The sequence below is a fragment of the Alkalibacterium sp. MB6 genome, assembly GCF_009935905.1.
Lineage (GTDB): Bacteria > Bacillota > Bacilli > Lactobacillales > Carnobacteriaceae_A > Alkalibacterium.
Window position 1 is genome coordinate 24,605 of record NZ_PREX01000008.1, and the last position, 23,835, is coordinate 48,439.

The window sequence follows — 23,835 nt, forward strand, 5'->3', positions numbered from 1 at the left end:
AAAAGGACGTGGCAAAATGCAACGCATAGCAAAAATTGATCCATGGAAAGTAATCACAACAGAAGTGAATGATAATAAACGAATTCAAGAAAGTTTAACCTCTATTGGAAATGGTCATATGGGCCTTCGTGGAAACTTTGAAGAAGGGTACTCTGGCGACACGCATATAGGAACGTACATCGCAGGAGTCTGGTACCCAGATAAAACCCGTGTCGGCTGGTGGAAAAACGGTTACCCTGACTATTTTGGAAAAGTAATTAATGCAACGAACTTTATTCCTGTTACCATCACCATAAACGGCCATCAAGTTGACTTGGCAAAAGATGACGTGAAAGATTACCACCTTGAACTAGATATGAAAGAAGGCATAGTCAACCGGTCATACATTTGGATGAAGGACAACACAGAAGTGAAATTAAGTTTCGCTCGTTTCGTCAGCGTCGCTAAAAAAGAATTAGCCGTGATTAAAATCAATGCAGACTTACTAAAAGGTGATGCTGATATTCAAATGACTCCTTATTTAGATGGGGATGTTGTGAATGAAGACAGTAACTATGATGAGAAGTTCTGGCTAGAAATGAACAGAGGTCTCGAACCCAATCCTTATTTAACAACGAAAACAAAAGAAAACAACTTTGGAATAGATCGCTTTACCGTTACAACGATGATGAAAAATGTGGCAGAAGGCTTAAATAAAAACGAATCGTCTGATTCCTTTATGAAAGTAGAAGAAAGCTATTCAGCTAGCTTAACTCAAGGCGAAGCCGTTTCGTTAACCAAACTAGTCGCCGTCGTCACAAGTCGGGACGTAGAAGAAGAGAAGCAAGTGGATGAAGCAGCGTCTATACTGTCCGATGCGGAATCAGCTGGTTTTGATTCATTAAAAGCTGACCACGTAAACCTTTGGGCAGAGCGTTGGAATAATGCTGACGTGATTATTGATGGAGATGAAGCCAGCCAACAAGGAGTCCGCTTCAACATCTTCCAACTCTTTGCGACTTATTATGGGGAAGACCCTCGTTTAAACGTTGGTCCAAAAGGCTTTACAGGCGAGAAATACGGCGGAGCGACTTATTGGGATACGGAAGCCTGCATTTTACCGATGTATCTATCGATTACCGATGAAGAAGTCGCTCGTCAATTACTTGTTTACCGTCATAACCAGTTAGAACAAGCCTATACAAATGCTCAAAAACAAGGACTAAAAGGGGCATTGTATCCAATGGTTACCTTCACAGGGATTGAATGCCATAATGAGTGGGAAATTACCTTTGAAGAAATTCACCGTAATGGTGCTATTGCTCACGCTATATTCAACTATTCGACGTACTATGGCGATGAAAGTTATCTACTAGATAAAGGCATCGATGTACTGGTTGGCATTTCACGTTTTTGGGCAGACAGGGTTCACTATTCTGAGCGCAACAAACAGTATATGATGCATGGCGTCACTGGACCAAACGAATACGAAAACAACGTCAATAACAACTGGTATACAAACCAAATGGCTACATGGACTCTCCGCTACACGCTTGAATCACTTGAAAAAGTAGCTGACGATAAAAAAGCAGCTCTAGACATTGATACTGAAGAACTAGCTAAATGGCAAGATGTTGTTGATAACATGTACTATCCTGAAGATGAAGAATTAGGGGTCTATGTCCAGCACGATACATTCTTGGACAAAGAGTTACGCCCAGTTGATTCTTTAGATAAAGCAGAAAGACCGATTAACCAACATTGGTCATGGGATAAAATTTTACGTTCGCCATTCATTAAGCAAGCAGACGTTTTACAAGGCTTGTATTTCTTAAATCATGAATTTACAAATGAAGAGATTGAACGTAACTTTGATTTTTATGAACCACTAACTGTTCACGAATCATCCTTATCTCCATTAGTGCATTCTATTTTAGCCTCACAATTGGGTAAAAAAGAAAAAGCATTTGAAATGTATAGCCGTACAGCTCGTTTAGATTTGGACAATTACAATAACGATACAGAAGACGGTTTACACATCACGTCAATGAGTGGTGGGTGGTTGTCGATTGTACACGGATTTGCAGGCATGCGTACATTTGAAGGAGACCTGTCATTTGATCCTTACTGCCCAACTGAGTGGGACGGTTATCAATTCAAATTGAAATACAGAGGTCGATTGATCAGTGTGGATGTGAAGAAAAAAGACATGACCTTTACTCTGGAAGAGGGAGACGCATTACCGTTTAAGTTATACGGCAAAGACATTACCCTGGAAGACACAGTGACTCACCCAGTCGAAAAATAAAAAGAGAGAGGCTTGCCCTCTCTTTTTTATATTAATACATCAGCGTCGGTAACATGATACACATTCAAAGAAAATGTGTGCCTTGAGTTGTAATCATTTCGCTGAATGGTTACAAATCAAACAAGATTACATTTACGAGTTGTCATCATTTTGCTAAATGATACAAACTCAAACCTAATACTCTTTACGAGTTGTAATCATTTCAACAAATGAGTCGAACTCAAGAGATTTAAACCTGGTGAATCGTAACCATCACAACAAACGACTAGAGAAAGCAACCACAGGAGGAGAACGAATGATTAAAGGACTTATTTTTGACTTGGACGGTGTGATTACCGATACAGCTGAATACCACTATTTAGCTTGGAAAAGCTTGGCTAAAAAGCTAGACATCAATATTGACCGTGAATTTAACGAACAATTAAAAGGCATCAGCCGAATGGAATCCCTAGAACTCATTTTAGAGCACGGCAATAAAGCCGATGCGTATACAGACGAGGAAAAAGAAGAACTAGCCACGTTGAAAAACGACGAATACAAAGAATACATCAAAGAAATCACACCAAACGATTTGTTGCCGGGGGTACATGAGTTACTTCACCAAGCGAAAGAACGCGGCATTGGCATGGCTTTGGCTTCAGCAAGTAAAAATGGCCCGGAAATTATGAAACGACTAGAGATTGAAGACCTATTTGACGGTGTCGTTGATCCGGCTACATTAAAGGCAGGAAAACCGGATCCTGAGATTTTCATCAGAGGAGCTGAACTGTTAGGATTAAGCGTCGACGAGTGTATTGGACTGGAAGATGCGGAAGCAGGCATTGAATCCATCAATAAAGCAGGAATGTTTTCTGTTGGTGTGGGGTCAAAAGAAGCGATGGCTGAAGCGGACTATGCGGTTGAAAGTACGGCTGACTTATCTTTAGATACAATAATTAAAAAAGCGCTTGAAGGCAAAAAGTCAAACTAGGCGTGTAAACATAGGGGAGCGAAGGAGGATTTTATGAAGTGGTGGCAAAGTGCAGTCGTCTATCACATTTACCCAAGAAGCTTTCAAGATAGCAATGGAGACGGTATCGGTGATATTCCGGGTATTATTAGTCGATTAGATTATTTGGAACAGTTAGGCATTACAGCCATTTGGCTTGGTCCTGTGTATCAATCACCAAATGACGACAATGGGTATGACATTAGTGATTACCGTGCCATTCATCCTGATTTTGGAACAATGGCAGACATGGAAAAGCTAATAGACGAAGCAAACAAGCGAAACATTAAACTTATTATGGATTTAGTAGTGAATCATACAAGTGATGAACACGAGTGGTTCAAAGATGCTAAACAAAACAAAGATAATCCTTACAGAGATTATTATATTTGGAGAGATCCGGTCAATGGCGGACCTCCCAATGACTTAAGATCAACCTTCAGTGGGTCAGCCTGGGCATTCGATGAACAAACAGGGCAATATTACTTGCATCTGTTTAGCAAAAAACAACCTGATTTGAATTGGGAGAATGAAAAGGTACGTCATGAAGTTTATGACATGATGAATTTTTGGCTGGATAAAGGCATCGGCGGTTTCCGGATGGATGTGATCGATTTAATTGGTAAAGTGCCAGACGAAGGCATAACAGCGAACGGACCGAAGCTTCATGAGTACCTTAAAGAAATGCATGAACAGACGTTTAAAGGTAGAGACGTGATGACAGTCGGTGAAACGTGGGGTGCCACGCCAGAAACGGCTAAACTGTATTCACATCCTGACCGAAACGAATTATCAATGGTTTTCCAGTTCGAACACATCACGCTTGATGAGCAGCCGAACCAGTCCAAATGGGATTTAAAGACGCTTGAGATAAAAGATTTAAAAGAGGTGCTGTCAAAGTGGCAAGAAGAATTAAAAGGTGATGGATGGAACAGTCTATTTTGGAATAATCACGATACCCCACGCATCGTTTCCAGATGGGGGAATGACTTGAAATACCGAGTAGAAAGCGCTAAATCATTTGCGATTCTTCTGCATTTAATGAAAGGAACACCCTATATTTATCAAGGAGAAGAAATCGGAATGACGAATCGGCACATCACGTCCATTGATGAAGTCGATGACATTGAAAGTCGCAATATGTATGCTGAACGTTTAGCCGAGGGATACAGTAAAGAAGATATTCTTCACTCGATTAATGTCAAAGGAAGAGACAATGCCCGTACACCGGTTCAGTGGGATGATTCAGAACAAGCTGGTTTTACAAGTGGGACACCGTGGCTTCCTGTTCAACCAAATAAAAATGACATCAATGTAAAAGAAGCTCTAGAAAATAAAGAGTCAATTTTCTATACGTACAAAGCTTTGGTTCGCATGAGAAAAGATAACCCGATAGTGGTGTGGGGAGAGTACAAGCAACTCTTGCCAGATCACCCAACCCTTTTTGCCTATAAGCGATTATATAAAGGAGAAGAGTGGGTCGTCGTTGCTAATATGAGTGAGAAAGAACTGAACGGAATCTCTTTAGATAGTGCTAAAGAGGTAGAAAATATTATGATTAGCAATTACAACCGAGACGATATTGACTTGAACAACTTATTTTTGAAACCCTATGAGACAGTTGCGGTGAAGCTTAAAGGCTAACACGTCGTAATTAAAAGTAAGATTTTTTATAATGCGTACGAGTGATGGTAGGATAATAAGAGAAGATAATCGGTGGAAGTCTTGTTAAGACAGTTGAAAGGAGCTAGTCATGAGTTCTTTACTATCTCATCAATCGAAATGGGTTTTACAAGAAGAAGGTATCTCGAAAGAGACAATCGTTCAAAATGAAACCTTATTCGCTTTATCTAACGGCCACTTCGGGACAAGAGGAAGCTTAGAAGAAGCATACCTCATACCTGAATACAGTTACGGAGAATCGACACTTGTTAATGGGTTTTACGACAGTGAGCCCATTCAATACGGAGAGTGGGCTTATGGTTATGCCAAGAATCATCAGACCATCATCCCCGTTCCCAATGGCAAGAAGCTAACAATCTCTTTAAACGGCGAACCATTTCATTTGAAAATAGGCACCACAACGGATCATAAACGGACACTTGATTTAAAAAAAGGCCTACTCACCCGACAATTTGTGTGGACAAGCCCGGAAAATCAATCTATTGATGTTAAAATAGAACGCTTTGTTTCTTATGATTACCCAGAATTACTCGTTCAAAAAATATGGATTATTCCTCATCAAGACGGCAACCAATTAGAAGTGACTGCAGAAACAGATGATTTAACAAAGATGAGCCATTCAGCTAAAGAAGAAGACAGTCATGATCCACGTAAAAAAACGGTGAAAGAAAGAAGATTTGACTCTCGAAACATTAAGGGGTCTACAAACAAATTGATGCACATCTCTCCTCATCACACCGATTTAAATCTGATTATAGGAGCTACGGATACCTTTTCTGATCAATCAGCTACTATCAAAGAGAACGGTCATCAAGTGAGTTGGACAGTTGAAACTAAGAAAAATCAAACCATCTCTTTAGAACGCTATATGGCTTACGGTTTTATCTTTACTGATCCAAATGAAGTGGAAAACCAAGCGCGTCACATTGACAAACTCCTGTCTACTGTGAAAAAAGAAGGCTATGCGGCTTTACGAGAAAAACACCTGACTTATATGAACGATTTTTGGACCCAATCAGATATTGAAATTGAAGGTGATGACACCCTTCAAATCGGCTTACGCTTCAATATCTTCCATTTGCATCAAGCTGCGGGCCGAGATGGTTTAACCAACATGTCAGCTAAAGGGCTAACGGGTGAAGGTTACGAAGGGCATTATTTCTGGGATACGGAAATGTATATGCTGCCATTTTTCATCTACACTCAACCGACTATAGCAAAACAATTGCTGAAATACCGCCATTCTATTCTCCCAAAAGCAAGAGACAGGGCACGTGAAATGGCTGTAGATAATGGCGTACTGTTTGCTTGGCGAACGATTAACGGAGAAGAAGCAAGTCCTTACTATCCTGCTGGCACTGCACAAATTCATATAAATGGAGATATTGCTCACGCTGTAAACACCTATTTGGAAGCGACAGAAGATAAAGAGTTTGCAAGGAAAGAGGGCTTGGATATACTGATTGAAACAGCCCGATTTTATGAAGCTTATGGTCATTATGACGATTTACGTGACGGGGCTTTCGTTATGAACGACGTCACTGGACCAGACGAGTATACAGCAATCGTCAACAATAACTTCTATACGAATCTACTAGCCAAACACACCTTCAACTATGCCATTAAATGGGTGAATAAAGCGTTAGAGGAGAATGATGAAGTCACTCAACAAACCTTAAACAGACTTCATTTCAACAAGCAAGAACTGAAGGCGTGGAAAAAAGCAGCGGACAGTATGTTCTTGCCTTATGATGAAGATCAACAGTTAACCATGCAAGATGACAGTGCGTTTCATAAAAAAGTGTGGGACTTTAATCAGACGCCAAAAGAAAACTATCCATTATTATTGCATTACCATCCGTTGACGATTTACCGTCATCAGGTTAACAAGCAAGCAGATACTGTATTAGCGCAATTCTTATTTTCTACTGAGTTTAGTCAAGAACAAAAAGATAGAGATTATGCTTATTATGAATCAATCACAACGCATGATTCCTCTTTGTCTCGGTCGATTTTTGGGATAATGGCCAGTGACATAGGGCAAATAGATAAAGCGTATGGCTACTTTATGGATACAGCTTTAATGGACATTACGGATTTACAAGGCAACACGAAAGATGGTGTGCACACTGCTAACATGGGTGGGACGTGGATGAGCATTGTGTACGGTTTTGCGGGCTTACGGGTAGTTAAGGACACGCTGTGCTTTTTTCCGAAATTACCAAAGCAATGGGAGACAGTATCCTTTACCCTACAATTTAGAGGCAGAGCACTCAAAGTCACTCTGAAGTCAGGTGATGTGACCTATAGCTTGCTCAAAGGAGACCCTATAGAAATTGAACAATTTGGCCAAAAACGACTAATAAAATAGACAGCCATAGCGCCTCCGGGAATTTATTCTGGGATATTTTTGTATTGGAAAAGGAGTTTGTTACTGAATTTAAACAAACTAAGTGTGACTATGTCTTATTATTTTGATACCGGTAACATGAAAATAACCATTGTAACATTGGCTTAAAGCTTATATAGTTGTCTTGTAACCACTTTCAGACAATCGCTTCCAAACAAACTGGACGAGTAATCCGGTGACTCTACAAAACAAGTGATGGGTGAAAGTGGAAAACAAGATAAGCAAAAAAACAAAGCAAACAAATAGGAGGAAAAAATAATGAGTAAGAAAAACTTGCTTTACAAAGGATTGTTACTGCTTTCAACAGTTGGAGTGCTAGCAGCTTGTGGAAATGGTGACGACGCAGATGCAACAGATACAGGGGATACTGGTGACTCAACTGAAGAGACCGAAACAGATGAAACAGCGACTGACGAATCTTCAGAAGAAACAGCAGCAGACGCAGATGCGCCTGAAAAACCTGAATCTCTTCACATGTGGGTTAACAATGAAGACCCTCAGTTAGAAGCTTACGAAAACATTACAGCGCGCTTTACTGAAGAGTATGGTATTGATGTTCAAATCACACCTTATAACATGTTAGAACAGTTAGAGGGGATGAGTTTAGACGCTCCAGCCGGACAAGGGCCAGATTTATTCTTCCAACCTCATGACCGTATGGGAGATATCCACTTGCAAGGTTTAGCAGCTGAGCTGGAGTTAACTGAAGATCAACAGAATCGTTTGTCTGAGTATAACGAAGAAGCAGTCAACTCATTCAGCTTTGAAGGGATTCAATATGGTATCCCAGCTGTTGTTGAAACATACGCTTTATTTGTAAACAATGATTTAGTACCCGAAGCACCCGAAACAATGGAAGAATTAATGGATATTGCTCGTGATTTGACAGATGGCAATCAATACGGCTTCATGATGAATGCTGGAGATCTATACTTCACTTACCCATTCATCACTGCTGATGGCGGTTATATCTTCGCTCAAGACGACAGTGGTGCGTATGATCCAACAGATATTGGATTAAATACACCTGAAGCTGTTCAATCAGTAGAAATGATTCAATCGTGGTTTGACGAAGGTTTAATGCCTCCAGGAACTGACTTAGAAGTAGCAGACAGCTTATTCATGGACGGACAACTAGGAATGGTTGTTAATGGACCATGGGCTATCCCTGATTACCGTGATGCCATTGGTGATAGTTTACAAGTTGTTGAATTACCAACGCAAAATGGTAACCCGTTGAACTCATTCTCAGGAAACAAGGGTTGGTTAGTAAACTACTACACTGAAAATGAATACTGGGCAACTGAATTGGCTCTATTCTTAACGAATGAAGAAAGCTCACAAACATACTTCGAAATGGCCGGTGAATTACCAGCACACACTGGAGTGGAAATTGATGACGAATTCATGGGACCAATCTTTAACCAAACACAACACGCACACCCAATGCCAAATATACCTGAAATGTCTCAAGTTTGGGAGCCAGTAGGAAACGCTCTTCAGTTCGTTCAACAAGGAGAGAATGTTCAAGAAGTGTTGGATGAAGCAGTCGAACAAATTGAATCAAATATTTCAATGATGGGACAATAAGTCTACTATCATTTGCAAAATCAAACTAATCTAATGTAGTGGGAGATTGAGCAAGTACGTATACTCAATCTCCTTCTTATTGTCATTTTTGATGTAGGACTTTAAGAAGGCGCTGCTGTAATCAAAAACAGAAGTGTATGGATTAAAGTGCGAGGGCAAACAGAAGGAGAGAGACCATGCCTAAGGAGAAACAAAAAAGAAAGCCTGTACCGGTGAATGCAGATTTGAACCATAGCCCGAAAAAAGCTATGCTTTTATCTATCATTCCGGGATTGGGTCAACTATATAATAAAAGAAAGCTAAAAGGAATTATATTATTTATCTTGTTTGCTGCATTTGGAATTATGATGTTTGATTTCATCTTTTCAGGCTTTCAAGGCTTAATTACATTAGGAACAATTGAACGTGAGCACGACTCACGAGTGTTCATAATTGAAGGGATACTTGCACTTATCTTTGCCGTCTTTTACGGTGTGTTTTATTACTTAAACATTCAGGATGCAAAAACAGAAGCTCGAAAGATAAGAGATGGTTGGCAACCTGGTAGTGTAAGAGAAAATTTCAGAAATGCATGGGACACAAGTTTCCCTTATGTGTTGATTGGACCGGGATTCTTCTTACTGATTTTTGTTGTTATTTTACCCCTTTTATTTATGGGCTTTCTAGCATTTACAAACTACAATTTATACAATTCACCACCACGCAACTTATTGCAGTGGGTCGGTTTCCAAAACTTTATTCAATTGGTTACTCTCTCAGAATGGCGTACGACGTTTGTAAGTGTGCTGTCATGGACATTAACGTGGACATTTGTCGCGACGACGTTATCCATTGGCTTGGCTATGTTCCTAGCTATATTAACCAATGACAGACGAATTAAAGGAAAACGAATTATCCGTACCTTCTTGATTTTACCTTGGGCAGTACCGGGATTCGTTACCATTATTATCTTTAGAGCTTTGTTTAATGATAACTTTGGAGCGATTAACTCAGACATCCTTCAGCCTTTATTTGGTATAACGATTCCCTGGCTGACCAATGTGATGTGGACACGTATTGCTATTATCGCTATCCAATTATGGCTCGGGTTCCCTTACGTCTACGCCCTCTTTTCAGGTGTGCTGCAAGGGATATCGTCCGATTGGTATGAAGCGGCAGATATGGATGGTGCCACTCGCTGGCAAAAATTCAGAAATATTACCTTCCCTCATTTAATGTTTGCAACAGGACCCTTACTCTTAACACAGTATACATTTAACTTTAACAACTTTAATATCATCTATCTATTTAACGAAGGTGGGCCAGCTCTTCGCGGCCAAAATGCCGGCGGAACAGATATATTGATTTCATGGGTCTATAACTTAACATTCACTAACTCTCAGTACGGGATGGCAGCGGCTATTTCACTGATTCTAGGAATTGTTGTCGCAACCTTTGCGTTCTTCCAATTCCGACGATCTCGATCATTTAAAGGGGATGGTGAATTCTAATGAGTAAACAACCGAATTCAAAAAAGAAAAAAGGATTTAGCAGAAAACAGAAAAGTCGTCTAGAAGTAGCTTTAATTTATTTGGTCATTGCAGTGATGTTTGTTATCATCGCCTATCCATTACTATGGGCATTGTCTATGTCAATGAACAGTACAACCAACTTGTTTAGTGCCTCTCTATCTCCAGAGAACTGGTCTCTCGTTAACTATGAATGGTTGTTTAACAACCCTCGAAGTGACTATTTGCTTTGGTATAGAAACACATTATTCGTGTCGACAATTGTAACGATTTTGACCACCCTACTTGTTCTATTTACGGCTTATGCCTTTTCAAGATACCGTTTCAAAGGAAGAACGTATGGGCTTTATGCCTTCTTACTTCTTCAAATGTTCCCGGTATTGATGGCGATGGTTGCCCTTTTTATCCTATTAAACACAATTGGATTATTGGATAACTTATGGGGCTTGATTATTATTTACGTCGGTGGAAATATACCGATGAACGCCTTCTTGGTTAAAGGGTACTTAGACACCTTACCAAGGTCCTTAGATGAATCAGCAAAAATGGATGGAGCTGGACACTTCAGAATTTTCTTCCAGATACTCTTACCATTGGCTAAACCGATCATCTCCGTGGTTGCGCTCTTTAACTTTATGGCGCCGTTTATGGATTTCATCCTGCCGCGTATCGTATTAAGAAGCCCAGAAAACTTTACGTTAGCCTTGGGACTATACAACTTCGTGAACGCTCAGTTCTCGAATAACTTCAGCCGATTTGCTGCTGGAGCCGTTCTAGTCGCTATTCCTATTGCAACGGTGTACTTGTTCTTACAAAAATACCTTATCTCTGGATTGGCATCTGGAGCAACTAAAGGTTAAATCTATTTATAAAATTGAATCTCCTTGCTTTTATTTGAAGTGGGGAGATTTTTTTACGGAAAATGTAAGCGTTAAACTAAATGAAGAGGAGTTTGAGAGCATGATAAAAAGGAATCATCCCTTATTAATGGGACTTTTAGCAGCTTTATTACTATTTCAATCTTTAGCACAAGTTTTTCCAGTTTTTGCAACAGTTACTGCAGCAACTGAACGGGTCCTTCGGGTTCACTTGGAGACAGATTCTATCGACAATGGCTTATCTTTATGGGCTTTTGGCGATGTGTTAGCCCCTTCGGAATCGGTGGGTGAGTGGCCAGATGGCATCCCATTTACTGAAGAACAGCAAACTGATTTTGGGTATTATATTGACGTTGAATTAAACGCGGATGCTGTAGATGTCGGTTTCGTAGCCGTCTACGAAGACGAGAGCAGGTATATTCAAGAAAATATTGAATTTCAAGTAGACTCGGATACTAATGAAGTTTGGATTCAAAGAGATGGATCAGTCAGTTTTGAAAGGCCAACTAACACTGAACCTGTCGAAACTGAAGAAAGAGTCATCCGAGTTCATTATTTAAATGAAGAAGCAAATTATGAAGATTATGGGGTATGGTTCTGGGGGGCGCCAAATCAACCTCAGGTCTGGCCTAGCGACGCTATTAGTTTTTCAAATGAACAAGTCGGAGAAAATGGAGCGTTCGTAGAGATACCTGTAGGTGAGAATCCGTCTAGCTTTGGCTTTTTAATCGTTTATACAGGAGAAGTTGCTGAAGGAGAAAATCGATTTCAAACAGGTAATTTAATGTTCGCTTCCTTTGACGAACAACAAGATGTCTATGTGACCTCAGAAAATCATGACATGGCATTTTTAGATCCGGACTACCAAAAACCTACTGTGGAAAGTGAAGAAGAACCAGAAGAACCGGAAACAGAAGGGGAAGCGGATATTACCGTTACAGCTAGTGTGAATCGTCCATTTAACTATAATGAACATGCTTTACTTGATGTTCAGATTGCTAATGAATCAGACTTATCCATTAGCCGTATTCGTGCGGATCTAACAGCTATTGGCGGACCGCCGAATTTAGGTATTTCACCTGAATTAAATCGAGTGACTCTATCTGTAGATCACACCGTTCAACCGGGCACCTATTCGATTCCAATTACTGTTGTCGATGAACTAAACGGTAGCTACACGGCTCAAGCAGAAGTGACTATTACTGCTCGTAACAAGACTGCTGGTGAACGTGATTGGGATGAAGAAATTATTTATTTCATGTTAACAGACCGATTTGCTGATGGTGATCCTTCAAATAATAACCCATATGGTCTGGATTATGAAGGAGCAGGAAATCAACGTGGTGTTTACCAAGGTGGAGATTTTAAAGGTGTTACTCAAAATCTAGACTACTTGGAAGACTTAGGTATAACGACTATCTGGATTACGCCTATTGTCGAAAACGTTGGTCAAGATGTAGGTACAGCTGAAGCTGGTGAATATTATGGTTACCACGGCTACTGGGCAAAATCCTTTGAAAAACTAAACCCACATTTGGGAACGCTTGCTGAATTCCATGAACTTATTGATGCCGCAGCAGCAAAAGATATTAATATCATGGTTGACGTCGTGTTAAATCACGCTGGTTATGGCATGCACCCTAAGGATAATGGTACTAGCCCATCTGAAGGATTCCCTACTGACTCAGATCGTGCACACTTTGATGGAATGATTAGAGAAAACTCAGGTAATAACGACCGAACGATGGAACTTGCTGGTTTACCTGATTTTGAAACAGAACGTCACGAAGTAAGAGAACAATTAGTAGAGTGGCAAGCGAATTGGGTAGAAAAGTCAACAACTCCAAATGGAAATGCGATTGCCAGTTACCGAGTAGATACAGTTAAACATGTGGATACAACGACTTGGCAACACTTTAAAAACGAATTAGTAGAAAGAGACCCATCTTTCAAATTGATTGGAGAATCATGGGGAGCAAACTACAGAGATAATCATGGCTATTTAAATAATGGAACGATGGATAGCCTGCTTGACTTTGGCTTTAAAGATATTGCTAACCTCTTCCTGAATGGCAGAATAGTTGAAGCGAACAATCAACTGATAGAGAGAAATGCTGTTCTTTCGAGCGATGCTACTTTAGGACAGTTTCTAGGTAGTCACGATGAACCAGGATTTTTATTTAACCGTGGGATGGATAATACCGGCGAGTTGAAATTAGCTGCTTCTCTTCAAATGACAGCTAAAGGTCAGCCAGTAATCTACTACGGTGAAGAATTAGGGCAATCTGGAGCCCTAAATTGGCCGCAATACGATAACCGTTATGACTTAGATTGGTCTGCAGTTGAAGACAACGACATCTTAGATCACTATCAATCAGTTATCGCGTTTAGAAATGATTTCAGTGATATCTTGTCTCGTGGAAACAGAAGTACATTTTTAACATCGAGTGATCAAGACTGGATTATGGTCGAACGTGCTTTAGCTGACGAGTCAGTGTATATGGCCTTTAACTTATCTGATGAAGAACAGACGATTGCGGTTGAAACGAGCAATGATCAGGTAGTTTTGACGGATCACTATTCTAATACAACCTATACAGCACTAGAACAAGACGGTGAAACAAGTCTGACATTCACTATCCCTTCACTAGAAGATGGAGGCACAGCCTTATTAACTGTTGAAGAAGGTGAATTAGTCAGTAGTGAAGTCGATGTACCAACCGATTCGGAAGAACCACAAGATGGTGAATCACCTAAGGAGACTGAGGATAACTCAGATAACGACGGTGACACCGCCAATGACAATAACGATAGACCGAATAACACTGACGAATCCAGCGGAGAAGATACACCAACAGAAGATCGTTCAGTATCTGATAATGATTTGCCGGGTGAAGGTGATTCATCAATTGATGATAAAGAGTCTGAAGAAGAGTCTAGTGAAACATTACCATCTACAGCGACACTAATCGGCTCGATTGGGTTAATGGGTATTGCAGCACTAGGACTTGGTGTCGGACTGACTTACTATAACAAGAAGAAAAAAGACTGATGAATGACTAGTTCATTAACTTAATCAATTAACCAAAATAGAGTCGTTATCTAAAGCGAGTATCGGAGCTTATTGATAACGACTCTATTTTTTGTGTACAGATACAAAGAAGCATTGTCTGTTAAACCACTCATAATAAAAGGCTTTCAACCATTCCTGGCCTCCATCTACTTTAATCTTATTATCATGTTAGCATTTTGATACCGATAACAATTCAAAAAGTCTTGATTCAACCAGTGACGGACTATAACATTAGGAATGGTGCTGAAAATTATCCTGTAACAGAAATATGCATAATAAATATAATGATAAAGAGTTGGAGTGACAGATTTAAAATGAAAAAACAATGGTGGAAACGGGCAGTTGCCTATCAAGTTTATCCAAGAAGTTTCTATGATTCGAACGGTGATGGAATCGGTGATATTCAAGGTGTAATTAAGAAGTTGGACTATATCAAAGATCTTGGTGCAGATGTTATTTGGATGAGTCCTATTTATCAGTCGCCAAATGATGATAACGGATACGATATTAGTGATTACCACGATATCATGGATGAATTCGGCTCTATGGAAGACTTTGATGAGCTGTTAGCAGAGGTTCATAAGCGTGGCATGAAAATCATCATGGATCTAGTGATTAACCATACCTCTGACGAGCATGAGTGGTTTGTTGAAGCCCGTTCATCAAAAGATAATCCATATAGAGATTACTACCTATGGCACCCAGGAAATGTAGATGGCACGCCGATTAATAACTGGGAGTCCATTTTCGGAGGCTCCGTTTGGGAATACGACGAGATTTCCGGAGAGTACTACATGCACGTTTTCTCTAAAAAGCAACCTGACTTGAACTGGGAGAATAAAGAAGTAAGAGAGAGCTTGTACGAGATGGTAAATTGGTGGCTCGACAAAGGGATTGATGGGTTCCGCGTAGACGCTATCTCTCACATTAAGAAAAAAGAAGGTTACCCAAGTTTACCTAATCCATTCAATAAGAAAGTGGTCCCATCTTTTGATGGACACATGAATCAGCCAGGTATTGACTTGTTTTTATCTGAATTCGCTGAGCGAACAATAAAGAATTATGATGTGATGACAGTTGGAGAAGCGAATGGGGTATCCATTCAAGACGCAGACCGTTGGGTAGGCGAAGAAAGCGGTTATTTCAATATGATTTTCCAATTTGAACATTTAGGTTTATGGGGAGCAAACGGTGAAGGCCTTGATATTCATGAATTAAAAGATGTCATGACTCGCTGGCAAAAAGGTTTAGATGGTCGTGGATGGAATGCATTGTTTATTGAAAATCATGACTTAGCTCGTTCCGTATCGACTTGGGGCAATGATGCGGATTTAAGAAAGACATCCGCCAAAGCGTTGGCTACGTTTTACTTCTTCATGCAAGGGACACCATTTATTTACCAAGGACAAGAAATTGGTATGACAAATGTCCAGTTCCATACGATTGAAGATTACGATGACGTCGGCATGAGAAACATGTACGCGGAAGAAATTGAGAACGGTAAACCGCACGAGGAGATCATGGAATACATTTGGAAAAATGGTCGAGACAACTCGCGTACACCGATGCAATGGACAAATGAACCTGAAGCAGGATTTACTACAGGAAAGCCATGGCTTGGAGTGAATCCAAACTATCCTGATATTAACGTGAATCAAGCAGTCAATGATCCGGATTCCATTTATCATTTTTACAAAAAAATGATTCAAATGAGACAGACGACACCGGCTTTGATTTATGGGCACTATGAGTTAATTGCAAAAGAGCACGATTATGTTTATGCGTACCTTCGTTCTTATGAACACGTTGAGTATGTCATCATTGTGAACATGTTTAATGAAACCACTTTTATTGATTTAACGGAAGAATTAGAATTAGGCGATTTGAAACTGTCTAACTATAGCGTAGTCGATGCTCAAAATGCAGTCATAACTTTACGTCCGTATGAAGCACGGGTTTACAAAGTCGCTAAGCAAAAAGTTTGGCACGACCCGAACTACTATGAGCAATATTAAACTGAAAACGATTCTAAAATAAAGACTGAGAAGTAGAATAGGAGAAAATGATGAAAAAAGTACTGAACTTTGAATTTTGGCAAAAATTCGGTAAGGCATTAATGGGTGTTATCGCTGTTATGCCAGCAGCCGGATTAATGATTAGTATTGGCGGATCGCTTCCGTTAATTAACCCGGAACTGCAAGCTTTAGTGGCTTTCAGTAGTGTCATTGAAAGCATTGGCTGGGCAATTATAGGGAACTTACACCTCTTATTCGCAATCGCAATAGGGGGAAGCTGGGCGAAAGACCGTGCCGGTGGTGCATTTGCTGCGGGTATTTCCTTTGTATTAATTAACCGAATCACTGGAGCAATTTTTGGCGTAACCGGTGATATGTTGGCAGATCCGAACGCTGTAACGAACACGTTATTCGGAGCAGAAATTCCAGTAGATGGGTATTTCATCAGTGTTCTAGAAGCGCCTGCACTTAATATGGGCGTATTCGTCGGAATTATTGCTGGATTTATGGGTGCGATGGCATTCAATAAATACTACAACTTTAGAAAACTGCCAGATGCGTTGTCATTCTTTAATGGTAAACGTTTCGTACCGTTTGTTGTTATCTTATGGTCATTGATTGCATCAGTCGTATTGGCTTTCTTATGGCCAGTCGTTCAAAGCGGAATTAACAGTTTTGGTGTATGGATTGCTGAATCGCAAGATAATGCACCTATCTTAGCTCCGTTCTTATTTGGAACATTGGAACGTCTATTGCTTCCATTCGGTTTGCATCATATGTTGACTATTCCAATTAACTACACGCCACTTGGTGGAACATATGAAATTTTAACAGGCGCTCAACAAGGCGCTCAAGTTTTCGGGCAAGACCCTCTTTGGTTAGCTTGGGCAAGAGACTTAGCTAACTTAGATATTGCAGGAGACACAAGCACCTATCAGTACGCTGTTCAAAACTTTATCCCTGCTCGTTTTAAAGTTGGGCAAATGATCGGTTCATCCGGTATTTTAATGGGTATGGCTTATGCGATGTACAAAAACGTTGATAAAGACAAGCTTAAAGGGTACAAATCAATGTATGTTTCTGCAAGTTTAGCTGTATTCTTGACAGGGGTAACAGAACCATTAGAATTTATGTTTATGTTTGCTGCTTTGCCTTTATATGGTATTTATGCCGTGATTCAAGGGTTGGCCTTCGCGATGGCAGATGTGGTTAACTTACGTATTCATGCCTTCGGTAATATCGAGTTGCTGACACGTACACCGCTAGCTCTTCGTGCAGGGCTCGGCATGGACTTAATTAACTTTGTATGGGTAACGATATTATTTGCTGTTGGAACGTACTTTATTGCCAACTTCTTAATTAAGAAGTTCAACTATGCGACACCTGGTCGTAATGGCAATTATGAAGGAGAATTGGCTGAAGGGGAATCTGGCGAAGCGGTTGATGCCTCTCAACAAGTCTATGACATTATTCATCTGCTAGGCGGAAAAGAAAACATTTCTGACGTAGATGCGTGTATGACTCGTTTGCGTGTGACTGTAAAAGATCAAGATAAAGTCGGTAATGAAACGAGCTGGAAGAAAGCAGGCGCTATGGGTCTTGTACGTAGAGATACGGGTGTTCAAGCTGTGTATGGTCCGAAAGCTGATGTCTTAAAATCAGATATTTTAGATGTTTTGGAATCCAATGCACCTATTCCTGCTTCAACCATTGATCAAGCTAAAGAACTTAAATCAACTGAAACCGTTGATCACACGGTAAACGCGTCTTTAGAAACGCCTATTCAATCCGTTGCAACGGGAGAAGTGATGGCGATTACTGAAGTGGATGATCAAGTCTTCTCACAAAAAATGATGGGTGACGGCTTCGCGGTTGTTCCATCAGAAGATGAGGTGGTTTCGCCGATAAACGGGACAGTTCAAAGTGTTTTCCCTACTAAGCATGCGATAGGCTTACTGACAGATTCAGGTCACGATGTCCTTGTGCATATGGGAATCGACACAGTTGAACTTCAAGGCAGTGCGTTTGATGTCTTCATTGAAGAAGGGCAAACAGTGAAAGCTGGCGATGCTTTAGCAACGATGAATAGAGCGGCTGTTAAAGAGGCTGGAAAAGCGACTGACATCTTAGTTGTCTTTACAAACTTGACCGAAGACCAAGCGTTTGACTTAACTGAAACAGGAGAGTCGACGGCATCAACGGTGATTGGTAAAATTAAAGGGTAAAAATAAAAAGCAGGAGTGGTTTTCATGAATAGTCTGACATTAAATACACATGCATGGATGGAAGAGAATCCCATGGGCAAGTTAGAAGACATCGCAAGTGTCATTGCTCAAGGAAACTTCGAAATGATTGCCTTACAGGAAATCAATCAGAGTATGGATGCAGAAGAAGTGGAAGATGACACATTCATTCCAGCTTCAGGGGAAACCACTCCTGTCCCTATTAAAAAAGATAATTTTGCTTGGTTGTTAGTTAAATTACTGAGAGAGAAGGGCGAGTCTTACTATTGGAGTTGGACAGCGACTCATATTGGTTATGATGAGTATGATGAGGGCATTGCCATACTAATGAGGCGCCCTTTTACATCAGAGAGTATCTTAGTGTCAAAAAGTACTGACTACAATTGCCATTACACGAGACGGATTTTAAAAGCAAATGCAACGTTTGCTGACAGAGACTGGACTGTTTTTTCCGCCCACTATTCTTGGTGGAAGGATGATGAGGGAGAGGCTCTTTTCTCTTATGAATGGGAAAAAACCTTACCTCACATAGAGAGAAACAAAGGTAAGGCTATACTGTTTATGGGAGATCTGAACAATGAAGCTAATGTAAAGGCTGAAGGTTATGAGTTGATTCAACAGACCGCTCCATATTTAAAAGATACCTTTGAGGTGGCTGATGAAAGAGTTGGTTCATCGACCGTTCTAAGCGCTATCGATGGTTGGGAAAATCAAGGCGGAGAAAAACGCATCGACTATATTTGGAGTACTTTTGATGATGAAGTGGTTGAATACCGAGTCATGTTTGACGGTAAAAACGGACCCATTGTCAGTGACCATTTTGGTGTTGCTGTAAAACTTAAACTTTAAAAAGAGCACGAGATGTCTACTGACATCCCGTGCTCTTTCGCTTTGATATAATAACAATAAGGATAGTATTCTACGAACTCAGTTAGTAAATTCACGTGAGTATGGAGAAAAAGGACGGTATTCTACGAACTCAGTTAGGAAATTTGTGTGAGTATGGAGATAAAGGCCGGCATTCTACGAACTCAGCTAGGAAATTCATATGAGTATGGAGATAAAGGCTATTATTAATCGCTAATTCAATGAAGAAATGTGAACTAAACGGAGCCCAATGTAAAAGACACGACCCCATCTAGAGCAGTGAGTAAGTTTCAACTGATCTAAAGGGGTCGTGTCTTTATTTTTTGACTATTAAGTTAATTCAGGCCAATAACCTTTGTTCGCTTCAATTAAATCATCCAACAATTGTTTAGCGACTTCTGCACTTGGGACAATTTTCGACAAGCTTAGTGCTTGCCATAATTTCTGGTAGCTGCCTTCAACGTAGGCTTCGACAACTAATTTTTCTGCGGTAACTTGCTGTAACATTAAGGCTCTATTGAAGTTAGGAATCTTTCCTTGAGCCAAAGGTTCTGGACCGTCACTTCCTACAATACATGGCACTTCTACCATCGCATCATCGTCGAAATTAGCGATAGCTCCATTATTCTCAACAATCAACAGCATACGTTCTTTCGTATTGAAAGCAATCGCACGAGCCAGGTCAACGATAAATGAGGCATGACTGTCGATATGGAAGCCGCCATCTTTAGCCGTTCCATTTTTAATAATATTTCTGGCTGCTGTAAAGACTTGTTTCTCACGTCCATCCATGACTTCGTTAGCTCGAGTGAAATCTGGGTTTGAGCTGGCTACTTCGTAATCTGGATAGAAGTAATACTTCAAATAGGTGTTAGGCAAGAAACGCGGCTCAATAGCCAGTAAGTCTTTCGCTTTCTTATGAGTTGCTTGCCAGCTCTCGTCCATATGCTGAGTATCAACTTCAACTTGAGTTAAGTAGCCATTTTCTGCTACATACTCTTTAATTTCATCGGTATAGTCGTAACCCGTTTCTTTGTCTTTAACGTTGGTCCACCAACCAAAGTGGTTCAATCCAAAATAGCTGACTTCCAATTTATCTGGAGTGGTACCAACGATTTGAGACATTCTACGAAGGGTGCCGACCGGCATATCGCAAATATTTAAGACTTTAGAGTCGGGTCTGAGTACGCGTGTTGCTTCTGCCACGATAGCGGCTGGATTTGAATAGTTTAACATCCAAGCATCAGGTGAGTATTGTTCCATGTAGTCGATGATCTCAAGCATGCCAGTGATACTTCTCATCCCGTAAGCAATACCACCTGGGCCACAAGTTTCTTGTCCAACCACACCATACTTCAATGGGATTTTCTCGTCTTTTTCACGCATCTCGTATTTCCCGACTCGAATGTGAGCCATGACAAAGTCCACGTCTGTAAAGGCCTCTTCAGGGTCTGTCGTATAGGAGAACTTAACGTTAGGTGCTTGTTCTTTCAGTAAAATCTCAAGTGCTTCTCCAAGAACCGCTTGTCTGTCACCATCGTTGTCATAAAGCTTTAATTCTCTCATGGGAAAGCGGTCGCTATTCTCCAACATCATCATAACGATTCCTGGAGTAAAGGTGCTTCCGCCACCTGCAATGAGTACTGAAAACTGTTTGTCTTTCATTTTTTAAAAATTCCCTTCTATTGTGTTCCTTTAAATTTAGTATATAGTCATCGTGTCTAATCTTCGGACGGTCTACCTAAAAATTCATCGACGGATCGTCTAACTTTCGTTACTTGTAGACCATAAACGACTTGGACGTTCTTATCTTTTACAATAACCCCACTTGCGCCAGTTTCTTGACGAAGCACGTTTTCGTCCACTTTATTAGGGTCGTCGACTGTTAAACGTAAGCGAGTGTAGCAGTTGGTCACTGTTTTAATATTATTGTCTCCACCAAGTGCCGCAACAATGGTAGCAGCAATACCTGCATCTGGAGAAGGATTAGGATCAACGACATCATCGATCAACTGACCAGCTGTAGTCGCTTTAGCACTTTGATAATCTTTTTTAGAATACAATTTCGTTTGTTCAGACGTATCTTCCCGTCCAATGGTTCTGTAATTAAACTTCTTAATTAAGAAGCGGAAGAGTAGGTAATAAATGGCAAAGTAGAGCAAGCCGACTAAAATATAACCCGGCCATCTAGTTGTCCCGACTCCCAAAGGCACGTTGTAGAGCAAGAAGTCAATGAAGCCATTTGGACCAATAGCTCTGACGTTAAAGAGGTTAAGTGTCACCATACTTAATCCACTCAATACGGAATGAAGAACAAATAGTACAGGAGCAACGAACATAAATGAGAATTCAATAGGTTCTGTTACACCGGCAATAAATGAAGTGAACGCTGCAGGAATGAGTATCGCGCGAGCTTTCGCTTTGTTTTCAGGCTTAGCTGTATGATACATAGCCAAACACGCGCCGATTAAACCAAACATTTTAGAAATACCACGAGCATCCCACACTACGCTTTGTGACAGTAAGCCAATATTCGGTTGAGCAATTTCAGCAAAGTAAATATTACGTGCCCCTTCAAAGACTTCTCCACCCACTTCTGCAACGCCTCCTAAGGAAGAGTATAAGAAAGGCGTATAAACTAAGTGGTGCAAACCTGTTGGAATAAGGAGTCGTTCAAGTGTTCCGTATAAGAACAAACCAAAGTTACCTGAGCGGTTAATGAATCCACCTAAGGAATCAATACCGGACTGGACAATAGGCCAGACGAAGCTGAACCCGATAGCGAGAAGAACCACAATAGGAATCAATACAATAAAGACAAATCGAGAACCGCCATAAATTTGGAAGGCATTGTCGAATTCAATATCGGCGTATTTATTATGAATAAGAGAAATAATGACCCCTAAAATAATACCTAAGAAAACACCCATATCAAGAATTTGGATACCCATAACCATCGTTTGTCCAGACCCTCTTAAAGCGGTCGGATCAACTAATTGGCCACTTAATTGTAAAAAGTTATTCATTGCATTGATAAAGACTAAGTAAGCAAGAACAGAGGTGAAGCCCGCTTCTGCTTTTTTCTTGTCAGCCAAACCAACGGCTATACCCACACAGAAAATTAATCCTAAGTTAGTTAGGATAGAAACTAAAGAACCTGAGAGAATCGTTCCAAAACCGGTCAATACCGGATTATCTAAAAAGGGAACGGTTTCGAGTAGTTGCGCATTTGTAAACAAATTTCCTATAGCGATTAAAATACCGGCAATAGGTAAAATTAAAACAGGTATAAACATCGCTTTTGAGAAACGCTGCATACCGTTCATGACTTTATCTTTCATCTATCTTTCCTCCAAGTGTTTTTATTTATGAATTAAGTAGAGTATAACGTGAAAGCGGTTGAACTGTCAGGTGTTCTGACGAGTAAGAAACGTGTTCCGCCAAAGCGAAACACGTTTCATATCATTTAATGACATAATTACTCTTGAATTAAGTGGTTGAGGTAATGCTCGACGATGTATTCAAATGACAATAGGACACATGGGAAGAACACATTCGGTAACATGTTTCGATCATCCAACTTATTTGTATCGTAAATAGGGATAGTCAAATCCGACAGGTTGGCGATTCGGTTATCAGAGTTTTGGGTAAAGGAGACAGTGAATATGTCTGCCTCAGACGCCTTTTTCAATTTACTATAGACTTGCTCGGTTTCACCAGATTTAGAAATAACCAACATAGCTCCTATATCTTCCAGGTTATTTTCAAATATACCTAGAGAATCAGAACCGCTAGATAAGATGGCTTTTCTACCAAGAACCAATAATTTCTTGTAAATGTATTCAGCGATAATTTTAGAGAACCCTGTTGCATAAATAAAGGTGTACGTCTCTTTTTTGAGTAGGATATGTTCTATAAATAAATCAAGTTTCTCTTCTGATAAATCCGATAGCATAGTCGAAAAGTCATAATTTAATAGAGTCCCCTCTGTAGAAAATGGATCGTTCTCTGCCCTTTTGATAAGAGGAAGCAAAGAATAATACATATCTGTGAAGCCGGAATACCCCATTTTTTTTGATAAACGAATCACAGAAGCAGGTGAGGTAAAGGTTTCTTTTGCGACAGCCCTAACGCCCATGTCTTGAATGTCAGAGATGTTTTTGACGATATAAGCCAATATATCTTCTTCAAGTGTGGTTAAGTGCTTTCCAGCAGTTAATTTGTTTAAATCAATCACGAGTAGCCCTTCTTTCTTTAAGCGGATAGTATTTATTTAGGAGGCATTGCTCTAAT

The 23,835-nt window shown here is 40.2% G+C and carries 14 protein-coding genes; 11 read left to right on the forward strand and 3 right to left on the reverse strand.

What is annotated here, in order from left to right:
* The first annotated feature begins 16 nt into the window (after nucleotides 1-16).
* From C3945_RS04470 to C3945_RS04520, 11 genes are all read left to right on the forward strand, one after another.
* Entirely contained in the window at nucleotides 17-2,287 is a 2,271-nt protein-coding gene (locus C3945_RS04470; protein WP_161878493.1) for a glycoside hydrolase family 65 protein, read from the forward strand.
* A 295-nt stretch (nucleotides 2,288-2,582) separates the two neighbouring features.
* On the forward strand, nucleotides 2,583-3,257 hold the full coding sequence (pgmB, locus tag C3945_RS04475; protein WP_161878494.1) for a beta-phosphoglucomutase: 675 nt from the start codon (nucleotides 2,583-2,585) through the stop codon (nucleotides 3,255-3,257).
* 33 nt (nucleotides 3,258-3,290) lie between these two features.
* On the forward strand, nucleotides 3,291-4,919 hold the full coding sequence (locus C3945_RS04480; protein ID WP_161878495.1) for a glycoside hydrolase family 13 protein: 1,629 nt from the start codon (nucleotides 3,291-3,293) through the stop codon (nucleotides 4,917-4,919).
* 109 nt (nucleotides 4,920-5,028) lie between these two features.
* Entirely contained in the window at nucleotides 5,029-7,329 is a 2,301-nt protein-coding gene (locus C3945_RS04485) for a glycoside hydrolase family 65 protein (RefSeq protein ID WP_161878496.1), read from the forward strand.
* A gap of 297 nt (nucleotides 7,330-7,626) precedes the next feature.
* Entirely contained in the window at nucleotides 7,627-8,958 is a 1,332-nt protein-coding gene (locus C3945_RS04490) for a sugar ABC transporter substrate-binding protein (protein ID WP_161878497.1), read from the forward strand.
* A 176-nt stretch (nucleotides 8,959-9,134) separates the two neighbouring features.
* Nucleotides 9,135-10,448 (forward strand): sugar ABC transporter permease, encoded by a 1,314-nt coding sequence (locus C3945_RS04495; protein WP_161878498.1) that lies wholly within the window; start codon nucleotides 9,135-9,137, stop codon nucleotides 10,446-10,448.
* Complete coding sequence (locus C3945_RS04500; RefSeq protein WP_161878499.1) at nucleotides 10,448-11,326, forward strand: sugar ABC transporter permease; 879 nt, start codon at nucleotides 10,448-10,450, stop codon at nucleotides 11,324-11,326. Before C3945_RS04495 ends, C3945_RS04500 begins: the two co-directional genes overlap by 1 nt.
* Before the next feature lie 100 nt (nucleotides 11,327-11,426).
* Complete coding sequence (locus tag C3945_RS04505) at nucleotides 11,427-14,396, forward strand: alpha-amylase family glycosyl hydrolase (RefSeq protein WP_161878500.1); 2,970 nt, start codon at nucleotides 11,427-11,429, stop codon at nucleotides 14,394-14,396.
* 335 nt (nucleotides 14,397-14,731) lie between these two features.
* Entirely contained in the window at nucleotides 14,732-16,432 is a 1,701-nt protein-coding gene (locus C3945_RS04510; protein ID WP_161878501.1) for an alpha-glucosidase, read from the forward strand.
* Between the two features lie 50 nt (nucleotides 16,433-16,482).
* Nucleotides 16,483-18,657 carry a PTS transporter subunit IIBC gene (locus C3945_RS04515; protein WP_161878502.1) on the forward strand — a complete coding sequence of 725 codons (2,175 nt, stop codon included), beginning with the start codon at nucleotides 16,483-16,485 and terminating at the stop codon, nucleotides 18,655-18,657.
* A gap of 24 nt (nucleotides 18,658-18,681) precedes the next feature.
* A complete protein-coding gene (locus tag C3945_RS04520) occupies nucleotides 18,682-19,524 on the forward strand; it encodes an endonuclease/exonuclease/phosphatase family protein (protein ID WP_161878503.1) in 843 nt (280 codons plus the stop codon).
* Nucleotides 19,525-19,872: 348 nt separating this feature from the next.
* Here C3945_RS04520 and C3945_RS04525 read toward each other — a convergent pair whose 3' ends face one another.
* The 3 genes from C3945_RS04525 to C3945_RS04535 all read right to left on the reverse strand — a co-directional run bounded on the left by C3945_RS04525 (nucleotide 19,873) and on the right by C3945_RS04535 (nucleotide 23,779).
* Entirely contained in the window at nucleotides 19,873-21,207 is a 1,335-nt protein-coding gene (locus C3945_RS04525; RefSeq protein WP_161878504.1) for a 6-phospho-alpha-glucosidase, read from the reverse strand.
* A 56-nt stretch (nucleotides 21,208-21,263) separates the two neighbouring features.
* Nucleotides 21,264-22,883, reverse strand: a complete 1,620-nt coding sequence (locus C3945_RS04530) for a PTS transporter subunit EIIC (protein ID WP_161878505.1) — start codon at nucleotides 22,881-22,883, stop codon at nucleotides 21,264-21,266.
* 137 nt (nucleotides 22,884-23,020) lie between these two features.
* A complete protein-coding gene (locus C3945_RS04535; RefSeq protein ID WP_161878506.1) occupies nucleotides 23,021-23,779 on the reverse strand; it encodes a MurR/RpiR family transcriptional regulator in 759 nt (252 codons plus the stop codon).
* Between the last annotated feature and the right edge of the window lie 56 nt (nucleotides 23,780-23,835).